Origin of the sequence: Hydrogenophaga sp., assembly GCF_014773545.1 — a bacterium.
Taxonomy (GTDB): Bacteria; Pseudomonadota; Gammaproteobacteria; order Burkholderiales; family Burkholderiaceae_C; genus Hydrogenophaga.
The window spans coordinates 41,911-65,001 of the sequence record NZ_SDDV01000001.1; the positions used below are offsets into that span (position 1 = coordinate 41,911).

Consider the following 23,091-nt stretch of genomic DNA (forward strand, 5'->3'; position numbering starts at 1 on the left):
CGTTGATCAAATACCCATGCCGGGCAGCATCTGTGCCATGTGACCCATATTGGTCTCATGCACCGACACCGCTCCGCGCAATTGGCGCTTGTTCTTGGTGGTCTTCTTGGTCAGGATGTGACGCTTGAAGGCTTGACCGCGCTTGACGGTGCCACCGGGACGAACGCGAAAACGCTTCTTCGCGCTGCTCTTGGTCTTCATTTTTGGCATTCTCATGCTCCTTTTCATTTGTGCTCGTGAGGCGGCGCGAACCTATTCGCGCACTTGCCGCAGGCCCCGAGCCACTTGTGGCGAAAAGCCTTTCGGCTCTTCATTTCGACCCCGGGCTCTCACCCTGGGCCAGAGGCTCGCAGCAGACGAATCTGCGAACCCCAATCGCTTGCATAGACAGAGCCGCCTTCAGGCCGCCGTGGACACGCTGTCTGCCGTGACCTTGGCTGCGCTTGCCGCACCGGATTTCTTGCGTCCGGGCGCAATCATCATGATCATTTGACGCCCTTCGAGCTTGGGAAACTGCTCGACGACGATGCTGTCGGCCAGGTCGTCACGCAGGCGGTTCAGCAACGCCAGGCCGAGATCCTGGTGCGTGATCTCGCGGCCGCGAAAACGCAGCGTGATCTTGCACTTGTCGCCCTCTTCGAGAAAGCGCCGGATGTTGCGCAGCTTGATGTTGTAGTCCCCGTCATCGGTACCCGGTCGGAATTTGACTTCCTTGATCTCGATGACGGTTTGCTTGGCCTTGGCTTCGGCGGCTTTTTTCTGCTCCTGGTACTTGAATTTGCCGTAGTCCATCAAACGACACACCGGCGGAATCGCGGTGGCGGCGATTTCGACCAAGTCGACGTCGAGTTCGCCCGCCATGCGCAGGGCTTCGTTCACATTGACGACACCCAGTGCCTCGTTTTCGGGCCCGTAGAGTCGGACCTCGGGGGCCATGATTTCACGGTTGAGTCGGTGCGCGCGCTCTTCGCGTTGGCGGCGGTCACGAAAATTGGTAGCTATGGCGAGTTCCTTGACGTGGACAGTTCAAACGGGCGCACCAGCGGCAGCGACCCAAGGGCAGGTGAAAAATGCACCTTTGCCGCTGGGAGTCAACCGGGTGTTTGAAGTCAAACTTTGGATGAAACGTCTGCCGCGATCAGCCTGGAAAAGTCTTCCAGCGGCATGACACCGAGGTCTTTATTGCCTCGCGCCCGCACGGCAACCGCAGCAGCGGCCTTCTCTTTGTCACCCACGACCAAAATGTAAGGCAGCTTTTGCAATGCATGCTCTCGTATTTTAAACGTAATTTTCTCGTTGCGCAGATCGGTGACAACCCTAAGCCCTTGATCTTGCATTGCTTTGGCAATTTCACCACAGTAGCCGGCCTGTGCGTCGGTGATGTTGAGCAGCGCCACCTGCACCGGAGCCAGCCAAACGGGGAGCGCGCCAGCGTATTGCTCGATCAAAATGCCTATGAAGCGCTCTAGGCTGCCAACGATGGCGCGGTGCAACATGACCGGCCGATGGCGCGCACCGTCTTCGCCCACGTATTCGGCGCCGAGCCGCTCGGGCATGGAAAAGTCGACCTGAATCGTGCCGCACTGCCACTGGCGACCTAGCGCATCTTTCAGCGTGTATTCGATCTTTGGCCCATAGAAAGCGCCTTCGCCAGGCGCAATCTCGAACGCGCAGTCGGCCGCGCGCAGGCTTTGCATCAGCGCGTCTTCCGCCTTGTCCCAACTGTCGTCGGAGCCGATTCGCGCCGCCGGTCGGGTGGCGATTTTGTAGATCACGTCGACAAAGCCAAAGTCGCGGTAGACCTTTTGCAGCAGCGCGGTGAAGGCCAGGCATTCGGACAAAATCTGGCTTTCGGTGCAAAAGATGTGGCCGTCGTCTTGCGTGAAGCCCCGCACCCGCATGATGCCGTGCAGACCGCCGCTGGGTTCGTTGCGGTGGCACTGACCGAATTCGCCGTAGCGCAGCGGCAAGTCGCGATAGCTCTTGATGCCCTGTTTGTAAATCAGGATGTGGCCCGGACAGTTCATCGGCTTCAAGGCATAGTCGCGCTTTTCGCTCTCGGTAATGAACATGTGCTCGCGGTACTTGTCCCAGTGGCCGGTTTTCTCCCACAAGCTTTTGTCTATGATTTGCGGGCCTTTGACCTCTTGGTAGCCGTTGTCATGGTAGACGCGGCGCATGTATTGCTCGACCTGCTGCCACAGTGTCCAGCCCTTGGGGTGCCAAAATACCAGACCAGGGGCGTGTTCGTCGAGGTGAAACAGATCGAGTTCGCGCCCGAGTTTGCGGTGGTCGCGCCGTTCGGCTTCTTCCAGCACGCGCAGGTGCTGCTGCAAGTCTTCCTTGCTGGCCCAGGCGGTGCCGTAGATGCGTTGCAGCATCTCGTTGCGGTGGTCGCCGCGCCAGTAGGCGCCAGCGACTTTCATGAGCTTGAAGTGCTTGAGTTTGCCGGTGCTGGGCACGTGCGGGCCGCGGCACAGGTCTTCAAAATCGCCTTCACGGTAGAGCGAAACGTCCTCGTGGCTCGGAATGCTGGCAATCAGCTCGGCTTTGTAGTGCTCGCCCTGCGCTTTGAAGAGCGCCAGCGCCTCGTCGCGCGGCAGCACGCGGCGCAGCACCGGCTCGTCCTTGGCGGCCAGTTCGCTCATGCGCGTTTCGATCGCCACCAGGTCTTCGGGGGTGAACGGGCGCGGGCAGGAAAAGTCGTAGAAAAAGCCGTTTTCTATCACCGGGCCGATGGTGACCTGTGCTTGCGGGAACAACTGCTTGACCGCATGAGCGAGCAAATGAGCGGTCGAATGCCGAATCAGCTCCAGGCCGTCGGCGTCCTTGGCGGTGACGATGGCCAGTTCGGCGTCGGCGTCGATCTGAAAACGGGTGTCCACCAGCCGATTGCCAATTTTTCCGCCCAGTGCCGCCTTGGCCAGACCGGGGCCAATGGATGCCGCCACCTCGGCCACCGTGACCGGGCCAGGAAATGCGCGCTGGGAACCGTCAGGAAGCGTAATCTGAATCATGGGTAAAAAAACAAAAAACGCGGCCGGGGCCGCGCTGACACAAGAGGGCTGAGGCGATTTGGTCGGGTGCAAACAGGCCGGGTTTGTTTGACTTCAGTGCCAAATCCCGGCGTTCGTGCACCAGCAGCCAACTGACTTTCTCGCTCTTGCCGTATGGTTAACCCGGCATTTTCCCACAAAAAGCAGCCCACCGGCAGCGTGCCTCAGGCGGTCTGCCGGGCGCGCCAGACGGTCTTGCCCTTGCTGGCCCGGTCGATCTCCTGCAACACGCTTTCGTGCGCCTGCAGCTCTTGTTCGTTGGCGCACAACAGCGGCAATTCGAACGTGCGCAAATCGATCTGCGCCAGTCCGGTGGCCGGATCGGCTGCGACATCGAGGTCGATCAGCAGGGCCTCCTGGCCGCGCGTGAGGTTGATGTAGACCTCGGCCAGCAATTCAGCGTCGAGCAAGGCGCCGTGCAAGCTGCGGCCCGAGTTGTCCACCCCGAGTCGCTCACACAGGGCGTCGAGCCCGTTGCGTTTGCCGGGAAACATTTCCTTGGCCAACACCAGGCTGTCGATCACCGACCCGATCACGCGGCTGATCGGTGGGCGCTGCAGCCGGGCGAGTTCCTGGTTCAGAAAACCGATGTCGAACGGCGCGTTGTGAATGATCAGCTCGGCGCCCTGCACGTAATCGAGCAGCGCATCGACGATCTGAGCGAACTTGGGTTTGTCGCGCAGAAATTCGTTGCTGATGCCGTGTACCTTGAGCGCGTCTTCGTGGCTGTCGCGCTCGGGGTTGAGGTAGAAGTGCAAGTTGTTGCCGGTCAGCTTGCGCTGCAGCAGCTCGACGCAACCGATTTCAATGATGCGGTCGCCATTTTCAGCCGACAAGCCGGTGGTTTCGGTGTCGAGAACGATCTGACGCATCAGTGTTGCTCTTTGGCGTGGTTGATCGAGTATTTGGGGATTTCGACCGTCAGGTCGGCTTGCGCCAGGATCGCCTGGCACGACAGGCGCGAGTTCGGCTCCAGCCCCCAGGCGCGGTCCAGCATGTCCTCTTCGTTTTCGTCCGGCTCGTTGAGGCTGCTCAAGCCCTCGCGCACGATCACGTGGCAGGTGGTGCAGGCGCAGCTCATGTCGCAGGCGTGCTCGATCAGAATGTGGTTGTCCAGCAGGGCTTCGCAGATCGAGGTGCCCGCTGGCGCCGTGACGACAGCGCCCTGCGGACAGTATTCGGCGTGCGGCAGGATTTTGATTGTGGGCATGTGGTCGGTCTTTGGGTCGGCGTGCGGCTGCGCCGGCTTGGGTGCAAGGGCGACAGTCTGGTGGGTTCGTGCTTGGTTGACGCTAAATTTGTTCAAGCTTCTTGCCGGCCAGCGCCTGCCGGATGCTGCGGTTCATGCGCATGGCGGCAAAGGCCTCGGTGCCCTTGGCCAGCGACTCGGTGGCGGCCTCGATCGCGGCTGCATCGCTGCTGCTTTGCCGCTGGGTCAAGGCGTCGATCAGGTGGCCGATTTGCTCGCCTTCGCCGGGATCGAGCAGGTCGGCGTCTGCCGCCAGCGCGCTGCGCGTGGCCGCGATCATGCGATCGGCGTCGACGCGGGCCTCGATCAGCGCACGCGCTTGCATATCTTGCTCGGCGGTGACGAAGCTGTCTTTGAGCATAGCGGCAATCTGTTCGTCCGACAAGCCATAGGACGGCTTGACTTCGATGCTGGCCTGCACGCCGCTGCCTTGTTCCTTGGCGCTGACCGACAGCAGTCCGTCGGCATCGATGGTGAAGGTCACGCGGATGCGCGCCGCACCGGCGGCCATGGGGGGGATGCCGCGCAACACAAAACGCGCCAGGCTGCGGCAGTCGGCCACCAGATCGCGCTCACCCTGCAGCACGTGCAGGGTGAGCGCGGTCTGGCCGTCTTGGTAGGTGGTGAAGTCTTGCGCCAGCGCGGTCGGAATGGTGCTGTTGCGCGGCACGATGCGCTCGACCAGACCGCCCATGATCTCGATGCCGAGCGACAGCGGTATCACGTCGAGCAGCAGCAGCTCGTCACCGCTGTCGGCGCGACGGCTATTGCCGGCCAGCGCGTCGGCCTGAATCGCCGCCCCCAGCGCCACCACCTCGTCCGGATTCAGGTTGGTCAGCGCCGCTTGGCCAAAAAATTCACACACCGTGCGACGAATCTGCGGCATGCGGGTCGCACCACCCACCAGCACCACGCCCTGCATCTGGGCCTTGCCCAGTACAGCGTCGCGCAGCACTTTGCGCACCGAGACCATGGTGCGCTCGGTCAGCGCGGCTGTGCAGGCTTCGAACTGCGCCGGCGTGACGCGCTGCTGCACCGAGTGGCCATCGAGATCGACGCCAAACAACACCGAGCCGTCGGCTTGATCGACGCTGGAGAGCGCCTCTTTGCAGCGGCGCGCCTCGGCCTGCAAGGCCGCGCGTGCCGTTGGCGTCAAAGCGGCGCTCAAGCCCTGCTGCGCCAGCACCCAGGCCGCCAGCGCCGCATCGTAGTCGTCGCCGCCCAGGGCCGAGTCTCCTCCGGTGGCCATGACCTCGAACACGCCGCGCGTCAGGCGCAAAATGGAGGCGTCAAAGGTGCCGCCGCCCAAGTCGTAGACAGCAAAAATGCCCTCGACCCCGTTGTCCAGCCCGTAGGCAATGGCGGCAGCGGTGGGCTCGTTGATCAGCCGCAACACCTTGAGTCCGGCCAATTCGGCGGCGTCTTTGGTGGCTTGGCGCTGCGCATCGTCAAAGTAAGCCGGCACTGTAATGACAGCGCCAAACAAATCGTCGCCCAGGCTGTCTTCGGCCCGCTGGCGCAGCGCGGCCAAAATCTCGGCGCTGACTTCGATCGGGGTCTTGCACCCGGCCACGGTTTGCACCACCGCCATGCCGGCTGCGGGCTGCGCTGACATGCTGGCGTCTTGCAAGTCCAGCACGCGGTAGGGCAGCTTCTCAACCCTGGCCACCTGCGCGCGCGTGCGCCCCATCAAGCGTTTGACTGAGCTGATGGTGTTGGCGGGGTCTTGCAGTTGCGCGGCCAGCGCCGCAAAGCCGATCTCGCGTCCGGGCCCACCCAGACTGGGGTCCAGGTAGCGCACCACGCTGGGCAGCAGCACCCGACCCTGAGCGTCGGGCAGGCATTCGGGCACGCCATGGCGCAGCGCGGCCACCAGCGAATTCGTGGTGCCCAGGTCTATGCCCACCGCCAGTCGGCGCTGGTGCGGGTCGAGCGACTGACCGGGTTCGGAGATTTGCAGCAAAGCCATGTGGTCAAAGGGGGAAGAAAGAGGGGGAAATCGGTCGGCAGCGGCATGACGCAACAGCGGCACGGCGGCCCGGCGTTTCAATCTTGCACAGGCTCGCTGCGCTGTTCGACCGCACGCGCAAAGCGTTCGACAAACATCAGCGCCCTGACCTGCTGCGCCAGCGCGTCAAAATCGGCCAGTTCGTCAGCGCTGCGTTGCATCTGGCCCAGCAGCTCGGTGCGCGCCTGTGCCACCGCTGCGGCCAGGTGTTCGAGTTCGGTCGCGCTGCGCGCTTCATCCAGCGCTTCGCGCCACTCCATCTGCTGCTGCAAAAACGCCGCTGGCATGGCAGTGTTTTGCTCGGCCTGCACCGGCACGCCGTGCTGCTCGCACAGGTAGGCGGCGCGCTTTTGCGGGTCTTTGAGGCGCTGGTAGGCTTCGTTGATGCGCACCGACCACTGCATCGCCAGCCGCTGGGTGGCGGCGTCGGCGCTGGCAAAGCGGTCTGGGTGCGCGCTGCGCTGCAAGTCGCGCCAGCGCTGATCGAGTGCGTCGCGCTCGAACGCAAAGCGCGCGGGCAAGGCAAAAATTTCGAAGTCGCTGGCGTGCAGCGGGATTGATTCGGGCCCGATGCCCGCCGTCGGGGGCATGGACGTCAAATCCGAAAGCTCTCGCCACAGCCGCAGCGGTCGCGTTCGTTGGGGTTGTTGAAACGAAAGCCCTCGTTCAGACCCTCGCGCACAAAGTCGAGCTGGGTGCCGTCTATGTAGGGCAGGCTTTTCGGGTCTACCAGCACCTTGACGCCGTTGTCCTCAAACACCACGTCTTCCGGCGCAATTTCGTCCGCGTACTCGAGCTTGTAGGCCAGGCCGGAGCAACCGGTGGTTTTCACACCCAAACGCACGCCCACGCCCTTGCCGCGCTTGCCGAGGTAACGGGTGACGTGCCGCGCAGCGGCTTCAGAAATGGAGATGGCCATGGGTAGATCTTCAGCGGTGAGCGGTGGCGTCAGTGCGAGTGCTTTTTGCGGTAGTCGTCCACCGCCGCCTTGATGGCGTCTTCGGCCAGGATGGAGCAGTGAATTTTCACCGGTGGCAAGGCCAGTTCGGCGGCGATTTCGCTGTTTTTCAGCGCAGATGCCTGCTCCAGCGTCTTGCCCTTGACCCATTCGGTCACCAGCGAGCTCGACGCAATGGCCGAGCCGCAGCCGTAGGTCTTGAAGCGCGCGTCCTCGATCACGCCGGTACTCGGGTTGACCCTGATCTGCAGCTTCATCACGTCGCCGCAGGCGGGCGCACCGACCATGCCGGTGCCAACCGTCTCGTCGCCTTGGTCAAACGAGCCAACGTTGCGCGGGTTTTCGTAGTGGTCAACGACCTTGTCTGAATATGCCATGATTTCTCTCCTTCAATGTGCTGCCCACTGGATGGTGGACAGATCGATGCCGTCTTTGAACATGTCCCACAGGGGTGAGAGTTCGCGCAGCCGGGCAACGTTTTCCTTGATGGTGGCGATCGCGTAATCGATCTCCTGTTCGGTGCTCCAGCGGCCTATCGTCATGCGCAGGCTGCTGTGGGCGAGTTCGTCGCTGCGGCCCAGCGCGCGCAGCACATAGCTGGGCTCCAGGCTGGCCGATGTGCAGGCCGAACCGCTGGAGACGGCCAGCCCCTTGATGCCCATGATGAGCGACTCACCCTCGACGTAGTTGAAACTCATGTTGATGTTGTGCGGCACGCGCTGCGTCGGATGGCCGTTGATGAACACCTCGTCGATGTCTTTGAGGCCGTCGAGCAGGCGCTTGTGCAAGGCCTGGATGCGCAGGTTCTCGCCGTGCATCTCGTCCTTGGCGATGGCGTACGCCACTCCCATGCCTACGCACTGGTGCGTGGGCAGCGTGCCCGAGCGCATGCCGCGTTCATGGCCGCCGCCGTGCATTTGCGCCTCCAGGCGCACGCGCGGCTTGCGCCGCACATAGAGCGCGCCAATCCCCTTGGGGCCGTAGGTCTTGTGTCCGGTCAGGCTCATCAGGTCGACCGGCAGATTTTTCAGGTCGATATCGACCCGGCCGGTGGCTTGCGCGGCGTCAACGTGAAAGATGACGCCGCGGGCACGGCAGATCGCGCCAATGGCGGCAATGTCCTGAATCACGCCGATTTCATTGTTGACGAACATCACGCTGGCCACAATCGTGTCGGGCCGAAGCGCCGCCTTGAATACGTCGAGGTCGAGCAAGCCGTCGGACTGCACATCAAGATACGTCAGCTCAAAACCCTGGCGTTCCAGCTCGCGGCAGGTGTCGAGCACCGCCTTGTGCTCGGTCTTGACCGTGATCAGGTGCTTGCCTTTGGACTGGTAGAAGTGCGCTGCGCCCTTGAGCGCCAGGTTGTTCGACTCGGTTGCACCGCTGGTCCAGACGATTTCGCGCGGGTCGGCGCCGATCAAGGCGGCGACCTGTTCGCGCGCGGTCTCGACCGCCTTTTCAGCCTCCCAGCCCCAGGCGTGGCTGCGCGAGGCCGGGTTGCCGAAGTGCTCGTGCAACCAGGGAATCATGGCCTCGACCACCCGCGGATCGCAGGGATTGGTGGCGCTGTAGTCCATGTAAATCGGAAAATGCGGTGTGGTCATGGCTGGCTGAGGGCTGGCTGAATTCGATGTGTGGCGTGGTTTGCGCAAACGTCTGGCGCGAATCGACGGCGGAGCGTCGGTTTATTTGGACATCGCCGACCCCAGAGCAAAGACGGAATTGGGCGCATTGACCCGAATCGGCTTGACCACCGACGGACTGGAGATGGCGCGCTTGATGCTGGGCGGGTTGCTTTCCACCACCACCCCCTTGGCAAGCTGCTCGTCGACCAGCGACTGCAGCGACACCGAATTCAGAAAATCGACCATTTTGGCGTTCAGTGTGGCCCAGAGATCGTGCGTCATGCAGCGCTGACCTGCACCCAGGCAGTTTTCCTTGCCGCCACATTGGGTGGCGTCAATCGGCTCGTCGACCGAAACGATGATGTCGGCCACGCTGATCTCTGTGGCCTTGCGGCCCAGCGTATAGCCACCGCCCGGCCCCCGGGTCGATTCGACCAGTTCGTTGCGGCGCAGCTTGCCAAACAACTGCTCCAGGTAAGAGAGCGAAATCTGCTGGCGCTGGCTGACGGCGGACAACGTGACCGGACCGCTGTGCTGGCGCAGGGCCAGGTCGATCATGGCAGTGACCGCGAAGCGGCCTTTGGTCGTGAGGCGCATGGCAAGCTCCTTGAAAAATGGGCCCGAACGTCGTTCGATCGATCTGCGCAAGACGTGCCTGAAAAACCTTGCGAGGACAGCTTTTCTGGTCAACCGGGTTGAATTCCCTGCGTTTTCTTTTCCCGACTATTTTCGTCGAGTATACCGCAAAACCCATGTCTTGATCGCCAGCCAGCGCAGTGGCTGGCGGCCACATGGGTGTGCTCTGTGCATCTGCGCTCTCAGGCCACGTGGTCGGCGCCACTGGCACCCAGCACCCGCTCTTTCAGGTGTGCCAATTGGTCGCGCAGGCGCGCGGCCTGCTCAAACTCCAGGTTGCGCGCGTGCTCCTGCATGCGTTTTTCCAGCCGCTTGATCTCGCGCGCCAGCTCGCGCTCGCTCATTTCTTCGCTGCCTGCCAGGTCGGCCATCGCGGCCGCCTGGCGCTGCACCTGCCGATCTGACTTTTCACTGTAGACACCGTCGATCAAGTCCCGGATGGGTTTTTGGATGCTGCGCGGCTCGATGCCATGCGCTTGGTTGTAGGCCAGTTGTTTGACGCGGCGGCGCTGGGTCTCGTCGATCGCCTTTTTCATCGACCCGGTGCAGCGGTCGGCGTACAAGATGGCGCGTCCGTGGCGGTTGCGCGCGGCACGGCCTATGGTCTGTATCAGGCTGCGCTCGGAACGCAAAAAACCTTCCTTGTCGGCGTCCAGAATCGCCACCAGCGAGACTTCCGGGATGTCCAGGCCCTCGCGCAGCAAGTTGATGCCGACCAGCACGTCAAACACACCCAGGCGCAGGTCACGAATGATCTCGACCCGCTCCACCGTGTCGACATCGCTGTGCAGGTAGCGCACCTTGACGCCGTTTTCAGTCAAATAGTCGGTCAGTTGCTCGGCCATGCGCTTGGTCAGCGTTGTAATCAGCACGCGCTCGCTTTTTTCTGCCCGCAGCCGAATTTCCTGCAACACGTCGTCCACCTGATGCGTGGCCGGGCGCACCTCAAGCTCGGGGTCGACCAGGCCGGTTGGGCGCACCAGTTGTTCGACCACCTGACCCGAGTGGGTTTTTTCGTAGTCGGCCGGCGTTGCCGAGACGAACACCACCTGACCCATGCGCTGCTCGAATTCCTCCAGCTTGAGCGGCCGGTTGTCGAGCGCGCTGGGCAGCCGGAAACCGTATTCGACCAGTGTGGTCTTGCGCGCCCGGTCGCCGTTGTACATGCCGCCAAACTGGCCCATCAGCACATGGCTTTCGTCCAGGAACATCAGCGCGTCCTTGGGTAGGTAATCGGTCAGGGTCGACGGCGGCTCGCCAGCGGCGCTGCCGGCCAGATGGCGCGAATAGTTCTCTATGCCCTTGCAGTGGCCCAGCTCGCAGAGCATTTCCAGGTCGAAGCGGGTGCGCTGCTCGAGCCGTTGCGCCTCGACCAGCTTGCCCATGGCCTGCAGCTCTTGCAAGCGCTGGCTCAATTCCAGCTTGATCGCCTCCACCGCGCGCAGCACCTGCTCGCGCGGCGTCACGTAGTGGCTGCTGGGGTAGACCGTGAAGCGCGGTATTTTCTGCCGCAGGCGGCCGGTCAACGGGTCAAACAGTTGCAGTGCCTCGACCGCGTCGTCGAACAACTCGATGCGGATCGCCAGTTCGGAGTGTTCGGCCGGAAAGACGTCGATCGTGTCCCCGCGCACGCGGAACTTGCCGCGCGAGAAGTCTTGCTCGTTGCGCGTGTACTGCATGCGCACCAGTTGCGCGATTAAATCGCGCTGACCGATTTTGTCGCCGCTGCGCAGCGTCAGTACCATTTGGTGGTAGCTCTCGGGCTTGCCGATGCCGTAAATGGCCGACACCGACGCCACGATCACCACATCGCGCCGCTCCAGAATGCTTTTGGTGCAAGACAGGCGCATTTGCTCGATGTGCTCGTTGATCGCGCTGTCTTTCTCGATGAACAAGTCGCGCTGCGGCACGTAGGCCTCGGGCTGGTAGTAATCGTAGTAGCTGACGAAATACTCGACCGCGTTGTGCGGAAAGAACTCGCGAAACTCGCTGTAGAGCTGGGCCGCCAGCGTCTTGTTGGGCGCAAACACGATGGCCGGGCGGCCCAGGCGGGCGATCACGTTGGCCATGGTGAAGGTTTTGCCCGAGCCGGTCACCCCCAGCAAGGTCTGGAACACCTCGCCGTGCTGTATGCCTTGGACCAGTTGGTCAATCGCCTCGGGCTGGTCGCCGGCGGGCGGGTAGGGCATGAAGAGCTTAAACGGCGAGCCGGCAAAGCGCACCCACTCGCCCTGGGCGGGCACTTCATTGACGGCCGCAAAGTCCGTGGTTGGCGAAGGCGACAGCAGGGACATGCGTCGATTGTGCCGCAGCGCTGCCAGGCCACGCCCGCAAGCCAAATCCGGCTTTGAGCCGACCAGATCCATCGGGACCAGTCAGTCTCAAGCTGGCCGGCTGCAGGATGAAAAACCTCAGGGGATCACCAGCACGTCGCAGCGGGTCTGGTGCAGCACATGCTGCGTCATGCTGCCCAGCAGGCGCTGGCCGAGCGAGCGCTCGCTGTGGTGGCCAATCGCGACGCAATCGACCGCCAATTCGGCTGCGATGGCAACGACGGCACGCGCTGCCACGTCGTCGACCACTTCGGTATCGATCGGATGCGCGGCCTGTGCCTGCAAGCTCTGCGCCAGTTGCTCCATCTGTTGCTTGAGGTGCGACTCCAGCGCGTCTTGCAACACCCTGAGCCCTTCCTTGGGCATGCCGCCGAAGCCGTGAATTTTGGCCAGCGCGCCATCGAGGGCGTGCAGCCAATAATGGTGGGCAGCCGGAAACAGACCGAGCGCGGCTGCAGCGGTGTGCGCCGCGCCGTCGCGCATATCGAGTGCAGTCAGTACTTTGGTGTAGGGCTGCGCGCTTGCACTGCGCACGATCAGCACCGGTGCAACGCCCGCGTGGGCGACCTTGGACGCCGTGCTGCCCAGGCCTATCAGGGCCGGCTCTGCGCGCGAGCCCAGCACCACCAATGAAGCCCCTTGCGCTGCCACACGGTCTTTGATCGCCTCGTGCGCCGGCGCCAGGCTCAAATGCACAGGAACCGCACAACCGGCGCGCTCGCTCAGTTCCTGCCCCAGCGCGTTGAGGCGCTCTTGCAGCAAGGAGGCTGAAGGGGGCGCAGCGGCGCTCAGGCTGCCTGGCGCAAACATGCTTTTGACCCGGCTCCAGGCGCCTGCATCGCAGGCATGCAGCAGGCACAGCGAGGCCTTGTGCGCCAGCGCCAGTTGCAAGGCGCGCTCGAGAGCGGCGTTGGAGCCGGACGAAAAATCGGTGGCTGCCACTATGCTGCGAATTGTCGTCATGACCATCTTCTCCACTGAGAGGTTCTCTGGGTTTGCCGACGGTTGATAAAGCAACTGCGGCGAACCCGATTATGTGGGATTATCGGCCAGGTACCGGGCCGCACCTTGCCCGGCGGCCACGCCGCTGGACAAACAGGCGGTGAGCAAATAGCCGCCGGTAGGCGCTTCCCAGTCCAGCATTTCGCCGGCGCAGAACAGGCCGGGCCGGTGTTTGACCATCAGTTGCCGGTCCAGCGCCTCAAACGTGACGCCACCGGCGCTGCTGATGGCTTCATCGATCGGGCGCGCCGCTAGCAGGCGCAGCGGTAAGGCTTTAAGGGCAGCCGCCAGGCGGGGCGGGTCGTGCAACACGTCTTTGGACAGCAACTCGTGCAGGATGGCGAGCTTGATGCCGTCTAGCCCCAGTCGGCTTTTCAAGTGCGACGACAGGCTGCGCGAGCCACGCGGATGGCTCAGTTGCGCCAGCACCTGCTCGCTGCTGCGCGCGGGCAGCAAGTCGAGCGCCAGCGTGGCGTATCCGTTGCGGGCGATTTCATCGCGCAGCAAGGCCGATGCGGCGTAGATCAGGCTGCCTTCTACGCCCGTGGCGGTGGCTACGAGTTCTCCCTGGCGCAAAAATCGCTGACCGCATGAGTCCTTGCAGTCAATCGCCACCGACTTGAACGGCTGACCGGCAAAGCGGCTGGCAAAGTGCGGGCTCCAACCCTCCGTCTGGCCATGCAGAGCCGCACCGGCCACATCAAAGCCACAGTTGCTGGCTAGCAGGTCGGCCACCGCCACCCCGGCCTGGCGCAAGTGGGGCACCCAGGCGCCGTCAGAGCCCAGTCGCGCCCAACTCGCCCCACCCAAGGCGAGCACGGTGGCTTTGGCACGCACAGCCAGCAGGGCTTGCGGGGTGGCAAAACGCAGCGTGCCGGGGTCGTCTTCGGCCCAGCCCAGCCAGCGATGCCGCATGTGAAACTGCACCGCTGGCGCCGCCAGCGCGCTGTGACGCAGCCGCTGCAACCAAGCGCGCAGCAGCGGCGCGGCTTTCATGTCGAGCGGAAAGACGCGCTGCGAGCTGCCGATGAATGTGTCTATGCCCAGACCTGCGGCCCAATCGCGCACGGCCTGCGGACCAAAGGCTTGCAGCAGCGGGCGCAGCACCTCGGCGCGCGCGCCAAAGCGGCTGATGAAGGCGTCCGGTGCTTCGGCGTGCGTCAGGTTCAAGCCGCCTTTGCCGGCCAATAAAAATTTTCGTCCAGCCGAAGGCATGGCGTCGAACAAATGCACACGCTGGCCGGCTGCTTGCAGCACTTGGGCGGCCATCAGGCCGGCCGCTCCGGCACCGATGACGGCCACGTCCAGCGGCGCAGCGGCGCTGCCGGCGGCGACAGGCGCACACGCGTTCGGCGGTCGGGTTGACAAATGGTCCATGCGGATGCAGGTCGCTCAGTCACGGGTCAGCGCTGTTTGCCTGGCCCGAGCAGCCATCGGCGGCAGGGCCGCCGCGCGCGCTTGTCGCAGGCTTTAAGTCCCCGGGCAAAGCGCAGATCGGGTTCAGTGCACGTTTGGCAGTAGAAAATCTTTGCTGATGCGACGGCCGAGTTCGTTCACCCGGTCGAGAAACTGGGTCAGAAAGGCGTGCAGGCCGGTGGCCAGAATTTCATCGATGCGAGCGTACTGCAAGTCAGCCTTGAGCTTGCCGGCGCGGCGCAGGGTTTCACCCGAATGGTCGTTGGCCACCACGCTGAGATTGTTCACCACTTCGTTGAGACTGGCGGCCAGGCTGCGCGGCATGTCGGCGCGCAGAATCAAGAGCTCGGCCACGCGCTCGGGCGAGATGACGTCGCGGTAGACCTTGCGGTAGACCTCAAAGCCGCTGACGCTGCGCAAAATGGCGCTCCAGTGGTAGAAGTCGTATTCCTGCTCGGTTTCGCGCACCGCACCAAAAAAATCGTTCTGCGCCGCATGAAACTTGACGTCGAGCAAACGCGCCGTGTTGTCGGCGCGCTCCAGAAATGAGCCCATGCGGTAGAAGTGAAACGCCTCGTCTTGCAGCATGGTGCCGACTGCCACGCCACGCGAGAGGTGCGAGCGGTACTTGACCCATTCAAAAAACCGGCCTGGATCGCGCTCGAACTCGTCGCTGCCAAGCAAGCGGGTCATCTCCAGCCACGTCTGGTTCTGCGTCTCCCAGAGTTCTGTGGTGAGCACGCCACGCACCGCGCGGGCATTCTCGCGCGCCGCGCGCAAACAGGCGACGATGCTCGAGGGGTTGTTTTCGTCGCGCACCATGAAGTCGAGCACCTGGCGCGGTGCAATGGCGGCGCCGTGCCGGGCGGTGTAGAGCGGCACCAGTTCGCTGATGGCAAGCAGGCCCTCCCAGCCTTGCTGGGCCACGACGGCCGACAAGGGCAGCAGCGCCGTCTGGTGATTCACGTCGAGCATGCGGGCGGTGTTCTCGGCTCGCTCGGTGTAGCGAGACATCCAGAACAGGTGGTCGGCGGTGCGAGAAAGCATGGCTCAGTCCTCAAGAATCCAGGTGTCTTTGGTGCCTCCGCCCTGCGAAGAATTGACCACCAGCGAGCCGTCTTTCAGCGCCACGCGGGTCAGGCCGCCCGGCACCATCTGGACCGTTTTGCCCGACAGCACGAACGGCCGCAAATCGATGTGGCGCGGCGCCACGCCGCTTTGCACGTAGGTCGGGCAGGTCGAGAGCGCCAGGGTGGGCTGGGCGATGTAGCTCTCGGGTTTGGCCAGCAGCACGTGGCGAAAGGCTTCGATCTCGGCCGTGCTGGCGGCCGGTCCGACCAGCATGCCGTAGCCGCCGGCGCCGTGCACCTTTTTGAGCACTAACTCGCCCAGGTGCGCCAGCATGTACTTGAGGTCTTGCGGATTGCGCCCCAGGAAGGTGGGCACATTGCTGAGCAGCGGCTTTTCACCGAGGTAGAACTCGATCATCTGCGGCACATAGGGATAGATCGACTTGTCGTCGGCCACCCCGGTGCCGACCGCGTTGCAAATCGTCACGTTACCGTTGCGGTAGACGTCCAGCAACCCGGCACAGCCCAACTGGGAGCCGGGGCGAAACACCAGCGGGTCGAGAAAATCGTCGTCGACACGGCGGTAAATCACGTCAACCCGTTTCGGTCCGCGCGTGGTGCGCATGTAGACAAAGTTGTCTTTCACGAACAGGTCTTGCCCCTCGACCAATTCAATGCCCATTTGCTGCGCCAGGAAAGCGTGCTCGAAATAGGCGCTGTTGTACATGCCGGGCGTGAGCAGCACCACGGTTGGCTCGGCCGTGGTGGCCGGGCCGACGGCGCGCAGGGTCTCGAGCAACAAGTCGGGATAGTGCGCCACCGGGGCGACGCGGTTTTCGCCGAACAGATCGGGAAACAAGCGCATCATCATCTTGCGGTCTTCCAGCATGTACGACACACCGCTGGGCACGCGCAGGTTGTCTTCCAATACAAAGTATTCGCCCTCGCCCTGGGCGTTCGGTGCGCGCACGATGTCTATGCCCGCGATGTGTGCATACACGCCGGCGGGAACGGCCACACCTATCATCTGGGGGCGAAACTGTTCGTTGTGCAGCACTTGTTCAGCCGGGACAATGCCGGCCTGGATGATTTCTTGCTCGTGGTAGACGTCGTGCACGAAACGGTTCAGCGCGCTCACGCGCTGCACCAAACCGGCCTGCAGTCGATCCCACTCGTGCACCGGAATGATGCGCGGGATCAGATCAAAGGGAATCAGGCGCTCGGTGCCGCCGTTGCTGGCGTCGGTGCCTTGTTCGTCATAAACCGCAAAAGTGATGCCGACGCGGCGAAAAATCATTTCCGCCTCTTCGCGCCGCGCCGCCATCACTGCATTGGGTTGTTTCGCCAACCAGCGGGCGTAGTTGCGGTAATGCACCCGAACCTGGTCGGGTGATGCATACATTTCATCAATCATCGGTGGGCTCGTGGGTTGCACGCGCCGCGCACCAACCACGCAGGGGAGACAGTCGGTGCGGCAGGCGCTCGGTATTTATACTGACTTGACTAAAGCAAGCGCCGTGCCAACCAAGAACGCTCAACCGGCTGTGGCTTCCTCGGGCTTGGCCTTGCCCTCTTTCCTGGGCAGCGGCTGGATGTCGAGTTTGACCTCTTGCACGTCCTTGCCCGCTTCGTCGGTTTTGCTCTCCAGGTCCACCGTCAAGCGCCCGCCTTCGGTCAGGCGGCCAAACAGCAACTCGTCGGCCAGGGCGCGCCGAATCATCTCCTGAATCAGTCGCTGCATAGGGCGCGCACCCATCAGCGGGTCAAAGCCCTTCTTGGCCAGGTGTTTGCGCAGCGCGTCGGTGAACGTGACCTCGACTTTCTTCTCGCCGAGCTGGCCTTCGAGCTGCAGCAAGAACTTGTCCACCACCCGCATGATGACGTTCTCGTCCAGCGCTTTGAAGCTGACCATGGCGTCGAGCCGGTTGCGAAACTCTGGCGTGAACAGGCGCTTGATGTCGGCCATCTCGTCGCCCGCCTCGCGCGGGTTGGTAAAGCCGATGCTCGCCTTATTCATGGTCTCGGCGCCGGCGTTGGTCGTCATGATGACGATGACGTTGCGAAAATCGGCCTTGCGCCCGTTGTTGTCGGTCAAGGTGCCGTGGTCCATCACCTGCAACAGCACGTTGAAGATGTCGGGGTGCGCTTTTTCGATCTCGTCGAGCAAGAGCACACAGTGCGGCTTTTTCGTCACCGCCTCGGTCAGCAAACCCCCCTGGTCAAAACCCACGTAGCCGGGTGGCGCACCAATGAGGCGACTGACCGCGTGGCGCTCCATGTACTCCGACATGTCAAAGCGGATCAGGTCGATGCCCATGATGTAGGCAAGCTGTCTGGCCGCTTCGGTCTTGCCAACGCCGGTAGGACCGCTGAACAAGAAGGCGCCGATCGGCTTGTCGGACTTGCCCAGGCCAGAGCGCGCCATCTTGACGCTGGAGGCCAGCACCTCAAGCGCCTTGTCCTGACCGAACACCACGCTTTTGAGATCGCGCTCAAGTGTGAGCAGCTTGCTGCGGTCGTCGCTGGAGACGTTGGCGGGTGGAATGCGGGCAATTTTGGCCACGATCTCCTCCACCTCGGTCTTGGTGATGGTTTTCTTGCGCTTGGACAGCGGCAGAATGCGCTGCGCCGCGCCGGCTTCGTCGATCACATCGATCGCCTTGTCGGGCAGGTGCCGGTCGTTGATGTATTTGGCGCTCAGTTCGGCCGCCGCTTGCAGCGCCGCCAGGGCGTACTTGACGTTGTGGTGCTCCTCAAAACGCGACTTCAGACCTTTGAGGATGTCCACCGTCTGCTCTACCGACGGCTCGACCACGTCGATCTTCTGGAAGCGGCGCGAGAGCGCCGCGTCTTTCTCGAAAATGCCGCGGTATTCGGTAAAGGTGGTGGCGCCAATGCACTTGAGCATGCCGCTGGAGAGTGCGGGCTTGAGCAGGTTGGATGCGTCCAGCGTGCCGCCCGAGGCCGCACCGGCGCCGATCAGGGTGTGGATTTCATCGATGAACAAAATCGCGTTCGGTTTGTCTTTCATCGACTTGAGCACGCCTTTCAAGCGCTGCTCGAAGTCGCCCCGGTATTTGGTGCCGGCCAGCAAGGCACCCATGTCGAGTGAATAGACCTGCGATTGAGCCAACACTTCGGGCACCTCGTTCTGGGTGATGCGCCAGGCCAGCCCCTCGGCAATGGCGGTCTTGCCGACGCCGGCCTCGCCCACCAGCAGCGGGTTGTTTTTGCGCCGACGGCACAAAATCTGAATTACGCGTTCGACCTCGTAATCGCGCCCGATCAGCGGGTCGATCTTGCCGTCTTTGGCGAGCTGGTTCAGGTTCTGGGTGAACTGCTCCAGCGGGGAAGCCTTTTCGTTCGACTTGGCTTCTCCGGCTTCTTCGTTGTCGGCCGCACCCTCGCCCGGTTTGCTGGGTTCGGGCGGATCGCTTTTGCGAATCCCATGCGCAATGAAATTGACCACATCCAGCCGCGTGACACCCTGCTGGTGCAGGTAGTAGACGGCGTGCGAATCTTTTTCACCAAAAATCGCCACCAGCACGTTGGCGCCGGTGACTTCCTTCTTGCCGTTGCCAGTCGACTGCACGTGCATGATGGCGCGCTGAATGACGCGCTGAAAACCCAGCGTGGGCTGGGTGTCCACCTCATCGCTGCCGCTCACCTGCGGTGTGTTGTCTTTGATGAAGTGGGCCAGCGACTTGCGCAAATCGTCCAGATTGGCTGAACAGGCGCGCAACACCTCGGCCGCGCTGGGATTATCGAGCAAGGCCAGCAGCAGGTGCTCGACGGTGATGAATTCGTGCCGCTGCTGCCTGGCTTCGACGAAGGCCATGTGCAAGCTGACTTCAAGTTCCTGGGCAATCATGGTCACGTCCTTTGGGCTGGTGGTGAGGTCAAACGCAGCGCTTGACCGAAGATTACGCGAAAGCGGCGTATCAGGTGGGGCGTGTTGTTAATTATTCAATCGGCTCGCTCAGGCATTGCAGCGGATGACCGGCGCTGTGGGCCGCTTGCTGCACCTGCTCGACCTTGGTGTTGGCGATATCACGGCTGTAAACCCCGCAAATGCCTTTGCCTTCCAGGTGAATTTTGAGCATGATCTGGGTCGCGGCCTGACGATCCTTGTTGAAAAACTCCTGCAGCACCTGCACCACGAACTCCATCGGCGTGAAGTCGTCGTTGAGCAGCACCACCTGAAACATCTGCGGCGGCTGGGTGCGCTGGCTGCGACGTTCGAGCACCACCGCATCGTCACCGTCCGCTCTGGGTTGGGTCAGCGGTGGGGCGGATTGTTTGGGATTCCTGGGTGCCATGCGAGCCATTTTACCCAGGACATCCCAACCCGCTCGCGCTCGAAAAATGCCAGCGCGCCACACCACACCAGGAGCCGCCGCCTCAGACAAGCTGTCGGGTTCCGTGCGATTGCGTACCCTGTCGCAGCAGGCCCTCGTTTCGGGCGCGTGCTGTTTTGGCGGCCTGGAAGGGGTCTGATGAAAAAAAATCAAAAACAGAAATCAGAAGTACTTCGCAGCGAGTCCTGTTTCAGGGGGCCGGGAAATTACAGAACGAATGTTGCACCACCTATGCGGCGATGTCGTCCGGCAGCAGCATGGCCAGCCGGGCGCTGATGTCATCGGCACGGGTTGAACCCGCTTCAGTTTCGATGCGCTGCAACAACTCGCGGGCCACGGACTGCAGGGATTCGCGGTCGTGCGCACCCCTGAACTGTTCGCGCATGGCCACCACCAGCGCCGGGTCACGCCGGGCAAACATGCGCTCAGCCACGTCGAACAAAAACATGCGTGCCGTGACCAGCGAGCGCTTTCCATCAAAGGTGTCGGCGGCCCCACGCACGGGCTGCGCAGGGTGGGCCGGTGGTTTTTCCCCGGCTGGCGATGGAACGCTTGGCGTGCTGGCCGTGGCGGCAGGCACTGGCTGTGTCTTGCCCTTGGCGCTGGCTGGGGTTTGCGGCGCAGGAATCCGCACTGGGGCCAGGTAACCCTGGTTGAGCAGCGCGTGGATCAGTGTGGCTTCGGCCTGGACCAGGCTGGCCAGTTCGGGGCCGGTTTTCTTGCCGTCGGCCAGCAGCAAGAGCGCGCGTTCTTTCAGCCCCAGCGTGCGCTGGCGTGAGCTCAACTCGGCTACGGCCTTGTCGGTTTTGAGAAGGTACTCCATCACATCCGGACACCCGAGTGCCCGCTCCAGTTCTTCATCTGTATCAAGAGCGGTTCAGTGTGGCCGATGTCTGTGACACTTGTGCGATGCGAGGCGCCAGCGGCGACGCCAGCGCGCGCTGAGAGCCGCACGCGCTGGGCGCCCGTCTGGGCCGGGTGTCTGGCCTGGGCGTGCGCGCAGCCCGCTGCTGCCGCCGACGCGCAGGCGCCGACTGCTGCGCGCGCTATCCCGGATAATCGCGGGCATGAGCGGCAACACCCTGGGTACTTTGTTTTGTGTCACCAATTTTGGTGAATCTCACGGTCCGGCCATTGGCTGCGTGATCGACGGTTGTCCACCCGGCCTGGACTTGTGCGAGGCCGACATCCAGGTTGACCTGGATCGCCGCCGCCCTGGCACATCCAAATATGTGACGCAGCGCAAGGAACCCGACGCAGTGGAAATTCTCTCTGGCGTCTACCAGGGCCAGACCACCGGTACGCCGATTGCGCTGCTGATTCGCAACACCGATCAGCGCAGCCACGACTACGGCGACATCGCGCAGACTTTCAGGCCCGGCCATGCCGACTACAGCTACTGGCAAAAATACGGCATTCGCGATCCGCGCGGTGGCGGCCGCAGTTCGGCGCGCCTGACGGCGCCCACGGTGGCCGCCGCTGCGGTGGCCAAGAAGTGGCTGCTGCAAACATACGGCACCCGCTTTGCCGCTTGCCTGACGCAGTTGGGCGAGCTGCCGCTGGCGTTCGAAGGCTGGCAGCACGTGCCGAATAACCCGTTTTTTGCTCCGCTGGCTGACGTCTCGGCACTGGAGGATTATCTGAGCGCGCTGCGCAAAAGCGGCGACTCGTGCGGCGCGCGCCTGCGCGTGGTGGCGCAGCAGGTGCCCGTTGGCCTGGGCCAGCCGCTGTACGACAAGCTCGACGCCGACATCGCCCGCGTCATGATGGGACTCAACGCCGTCAAGGGGGTCGAGATCGGCGCCGGTTTCGCCAGCGTCAGCCAGCGCGGCAGCACGCACGGCGATGCGTTGACGCCGGATGGTTTCGTGGGCAACAACGCCGGTGGCGTGCTCGGTGGCATCAGCACCGGGCAAGACCTGGAGGTGGCGCTGGCGATCAAACCGACCCCCTCGATTCTGATTCCGCGCCCCAGCATTGACCTGTCCGGCCAGCCCAGCGAGATCATCACCAAGGGCCGGCACGACCCCTGTGTCGGCCTGCGCGCCGCACCGATTGCCGAGGCCTTGCTGGCGCTGGTGCTGATGGATCATGCGCTGCGCCAGCGTGCGCAGTGTGGCGACGTGCGCGTGCCCACGCCCGACATCGCAGCGCTGTCGCGCCGCTGATGCTGCGCCTGCTGGCCGTTGTTCGGCAGCACTTTCGCCGTGGTCAAACGCCGTCAACTGCTGCCTTTTGCAGCCCTTTCGGCGAGCTACTTCGCGCACATCGGATTTTTCAACCCCTATTTGCCGCTGTGGCTGGATGAACTCGGTTTTGGCCTGCTGGCGATCAGCGTGCTGGTCTCGGTGCCGTCGGCGACGCGCCTGTTCGCGCCCTACCTCTGGGGTTCGCTGAGCGATTACACCGGCCAGCGCGTGTGGCTGCTGCGCTACTGCGCCACGCTGGCCTTGTTGCTGTCGCTGGGCCTGTGGTTCGAACCTGGTGGCGTCGCGCTGTTCGTGCTGCTGCTGCTCATGTTCAGCCACACCAGCGCCATGATGCCCATGAGCGAGGCGGCGCTGGCGCACCTGGTCAGTCAGGACGGGGTTTTTGATGCGCGGCGTTACGGCCGCGTGCGTCTGTGGGGCTCCTTGGGTTTCTTGCTCACCGTGGTCGCCGCCGGTTGGTGGTTTGAGCGCTTTGGGCTGTCTGATTTTCCTGCCTGGACGCTGGCTACGCTGGCCGCCGTGCTGCTTTGCGTTTGGCTGCTGCCCGATGTGCGCGAGGCCGCGCAGCACGAATCCAGTCAGCCCAGCGTGTGGCCGGTGCTGCGCCGGCCGCCGGTGCGCTGGTTTTTTCTGGCCTTGTTCTTTCACCTGCTGGCGCACATCGTCATCTACGTTTTTTTCTCGCTTTATCTCGATTCACTGGGTTACAGCAAAGTGGTGATCGGCCTCATGTGGGCGTTTTCGGTGCTGATCGAGATCGCCTGGTTTTTCAGCCAGGCGCGCTGGTTGCCGCGCCTGTCACTCAGTGGCTGGCTGGTGCTGGCGGCCGTGCTGACGGCGCTGCGCATGGGCCTGACCGCCGGACTGCCGCTGGTGTGGCCGTTGTTGCTGCTGGCGCAGGCCCTGCACGCGATCACTTTTGCTGCACACCACACGGTCTGCATCGCCTTGCTTTCGCAGCATTTTCCGGGGCGCCTGCGCGGGCGTGGACAGGCGCTCTACACCGTGTTCGGCTACGGTCTGCCGGGCGTGTTGGGTGGCCTGGGAGGCGGCTTGCTGGCATCGGTCTACGGCTTGGCCAGTGTGTTCTGGCTGGGTCTGGTCTGCGCGCTGCTGGCCCTGGCTTGCACGCTGCGCTTGCGTGGGCTGACGCGCGCAGCGTGAGCG

Annotated in this window: 21 protein-coding genes; 2 read left to right on the forward strand and 19 right to left on the reverse strand. The window is 63.0% G+C overall.

Annotated features, from left to right (window positions below; translation table 11 throughout):
• Positions 1–6: 6 nt before the first annotated feature.
• From rpmI to EST26_RS00265, 19 genes are all read right to left on the reverse strand, one after another.
• The gene (rpmI, locus tag EST26_RS00175) at positions 7–210 is read right to left on the reverse strand and encodes a 50S ribosomal protein L35 (RefSeq protein ID WP_291064812.1); all 204 of its coding nucleotides are present in this window, start codon (positions 208–210) and stop codon (positions 7–9) included.
• Between the two features lie 189 nt (positions 211–399).
• Positions 400–1,002, reverse strand: a complete 603-nt coding sequence (gene infC, locus EST26_RS00180; RefSeq protein ID WP_291064814.1) for a translation initiation factor IF-3 — start codon at positions 1,000–1,002, stop codon at positions 400–402.
• A gap of 107 nt (positions 1,003–1,109) precedes the next feature.
• Positions 1,110–3,017 (reverse strand): threonine--tRNA ligase, encoded by a 1,908-nt coding sequence (gene thrS / locus EST26_RS00185; protein WP_291064417.1) that lies wholly within the window; start codon positions 3,015–3,017, stop codon positions 1,110–1,112.
• Between the two features lie 203 nt (positions 3,018–3,220).
• Complete coding sequence (gene dnaQ, locus EST26_RS00190) at positions 3,221–3,928, reverse strand: DNA polymerase III subunit epsilon (RefSeq protein ID WP_291064418.1); 708 nt, start codon at positions 3,926–3,928, stop codon at positions 3,221–3,223.
• Entirely contained in the window at positions 3,928–4,266 is a 339-nt protein-coding gene (gene fdx, locus EST26_RS00195; RefSeq protein ID WP_291064419.1) for an ISC system 2Fe-2S type ferredoxin, read from the reverse strand. Before fdx ends, dnaQ begins: the two co-directional genes overlap by 1 nt.
• Positions 4,267–4,348: 82 nt before the next feature.
• The gene (gene hscA, locus EST26_RS00200; RefSeq protein ID WP_291064420.1) at positions 4,349–6,274 is read right to left on the reverse strand and encodes a Fe-S protein assembly chaperone HscA; all 1,926 of its coding nucleotides are present in this window, start codon (positions 6,272–6,274) and stop codon (positions 4,349–4,351) included.
• Between the two features lie 77 nt (positions 6,275–6,351).
• On the reverse strand, positions 6,352–6,870 hold the full coding sequence (gene hscB / locus EST26_RS00205; protein WP_291064816.1) for a Fe-S protein assembly co-chaperone HscB: 519 nt from the start codon (positions 6,868–6,870) through the stop codon (positions 6,352–6,354).
• A 38-nt stretch (positions 6,871–6,908) separates the two neighbouring features.
• The gene (iscA, locus tag EST26_RS00210; protein WP_291064421.1) at positions 6,909–7,232 is read right to left on the reverse strand and encodes an iron-sulfur cluster assembly protein IscA; all 324 of its coding nucleotides are present in this window, start codon (positions 7,230–7,232) and stop codon (positions 6,909–6,911) included.
• A 29-nt stretch (positions 7,233–7,261) separates the two neighbouring features.
• Complete coding sequence (gene iscU, locus EST26_RS00215; protein ID WP_291064422.1) at positions 7,262–7,648, reverse strand: Fe-S cluster assembly scaffold IscU; 387 nt, start codon at positions 7,646–7,648, stop codon at positions 7,262–7,264.
• A gap of 12 nt (positions 7,649–7,660) precedes the next feature.
• Positions 7,661–8,878, reverse strand: a complete 1,218-nt coding sequence (locus EST26_RS00220) for an IscS subfamily cysteine desulfurase (RefSeq protein ID WP_291064423.1) — start codon at positions 8,876–8,878, stop codon at positions 7,661–7,663.
• Positions 8,879–8,959: 81 nt separating this feature from the next.
• A complete protein-coding gene (gene iscR, locus EST26_RS00225) occupies positions 8,960–9,496 on the reverse strand; it encodes a Fe-S cluster assembly transcriptional regulator IscR (protein ID WP_291064424.1) in 537 nt (178 codons plus the stop codon).
• 221 nt (positions 9,497–9,717) lie between these two features.
• On the reverse strand, positions 9,718–11,829 hold the full coding sequence (gene uvrB, locus EST26_RS00230; protein WP_291064425.1) for an excinuclease ABC subunit UvrB: 2,112 nt from the start codon (positions 11,827–11,829) through the stop codon (positions 9,718–9,720).
• A gap of 117 nt (positions 11,830–11,946) precedes the next feature.
• Positions 11,947–12,831, reverse strand: coding sequence for a universal stress protein (locus EST26_RS00235; protein ID WP_291064426.1), 885 nt, complete (start codon positions 12,829–12,831; stop codon positions 11,947–11,949).
• Positions 12,832–12,900: 69 nt separating this feature from the next.
• On the reverse strand, positions 12,901–14,247 hold the full coding sequence (locus EST26_RS00240) for a TIGR03862 family flavoprotein (protein WP_291064427.1): 1,347 nt from the start codon (positions 14,245–14,247) through the stop codon (positions 12,901–12,903).
• A gap of 123 nt (positions 14,248–14,370) precedes the next feature.
• Positions 14,371–15,333, reverse strand: coding sequence for an alpha-E domain-containing protein (locus EST26_RS00245; RefSeq protein WP_291064428.1), 963 nt, complete (start codon positions 15,331–15,333; stop codon positions 14,371–14,373).
• Between the two features lie 3 nt (positions 15,334–15,336).
• On the reverse strand, positions 15,337–16,770 hold the full coding sequence (locus EST26_RS00250; RefSeq protein WP_291064429.1) for a circularly permuted type 2 ATP-grasp protein: 1,434 nt from the start codon (positions 16,768–16,770) through the stop codon (positions 15,337–15,339).
• A gap of 120 nt (positions 16,771–16,890) precedes the next feature.
• Positions 16,891–19,227, reverse strand: coding sequence for an ATP-dependent Clp protease ATP-binding subunit ClpA (clpA, locus tag EST26_RS00255; protein ID WP_291064430.1), 2,337 nt, complete (start codon positions 19,225–19,227; stop codon positions 16,891–16,893).
• A 91-nt stretch (positions 19,228–19,318) separates the two neighbouring features.
• Positions 19,319–19,675 carry an ATP-dependent Clp protease adapter ClpS gene (gene clpS / locus EST26_RS00260; protein WP_291064431.1) on the reverse strand — a complete coding sequence of 119 codons (357 nt, stop codon included), beginning with the start codon at positions 19,673–19,675 and terminating at the stop codon, positions 19,319–19,321.
• A gap of 268 nt (positions 19,676–19,943) precedes the next feature.
• Positions 19,944–20,537, reverse strand: a complete 594-nt coding sequence (locus EST26_RS00265) for a hypothetical protein (RefSeq protein WP_291064432.1) — start codon at positions 20,535–20,537, stop codon at positions 19,944–19,946.
• 244 nt (positions 20,538–20,781) lie between these two features.
• Between EST26_RS00265 and aroC the strand changes: the two genes are divergently transcribed.
• Positions 20,782–21,882 (forward strand): chorismate synthase, encoded by a 1,101-nt coding sequence (gene aroC / locus EST26_RS00270; protein ID WP_291064433.1) that lies wholly within the window; start codon positions 20,782–20,784, stop codon positions 21,880–21,882.
• 39 nt (positions 21,883–21,921) lie between these two features.
• On the forward strand, positions 21,922–23,088 hold the full coding sequence (locus tag EST26_RS00275) for an MFS transporter (protein WP_291064434.1): 1,167 nt from the start codon (positions 21,922–21,924) through the stop codon (positions 23,086–23,088).
• The last annotated feature ends 3 nt before the right edge of the window (positions 23,089–23,091 follow it).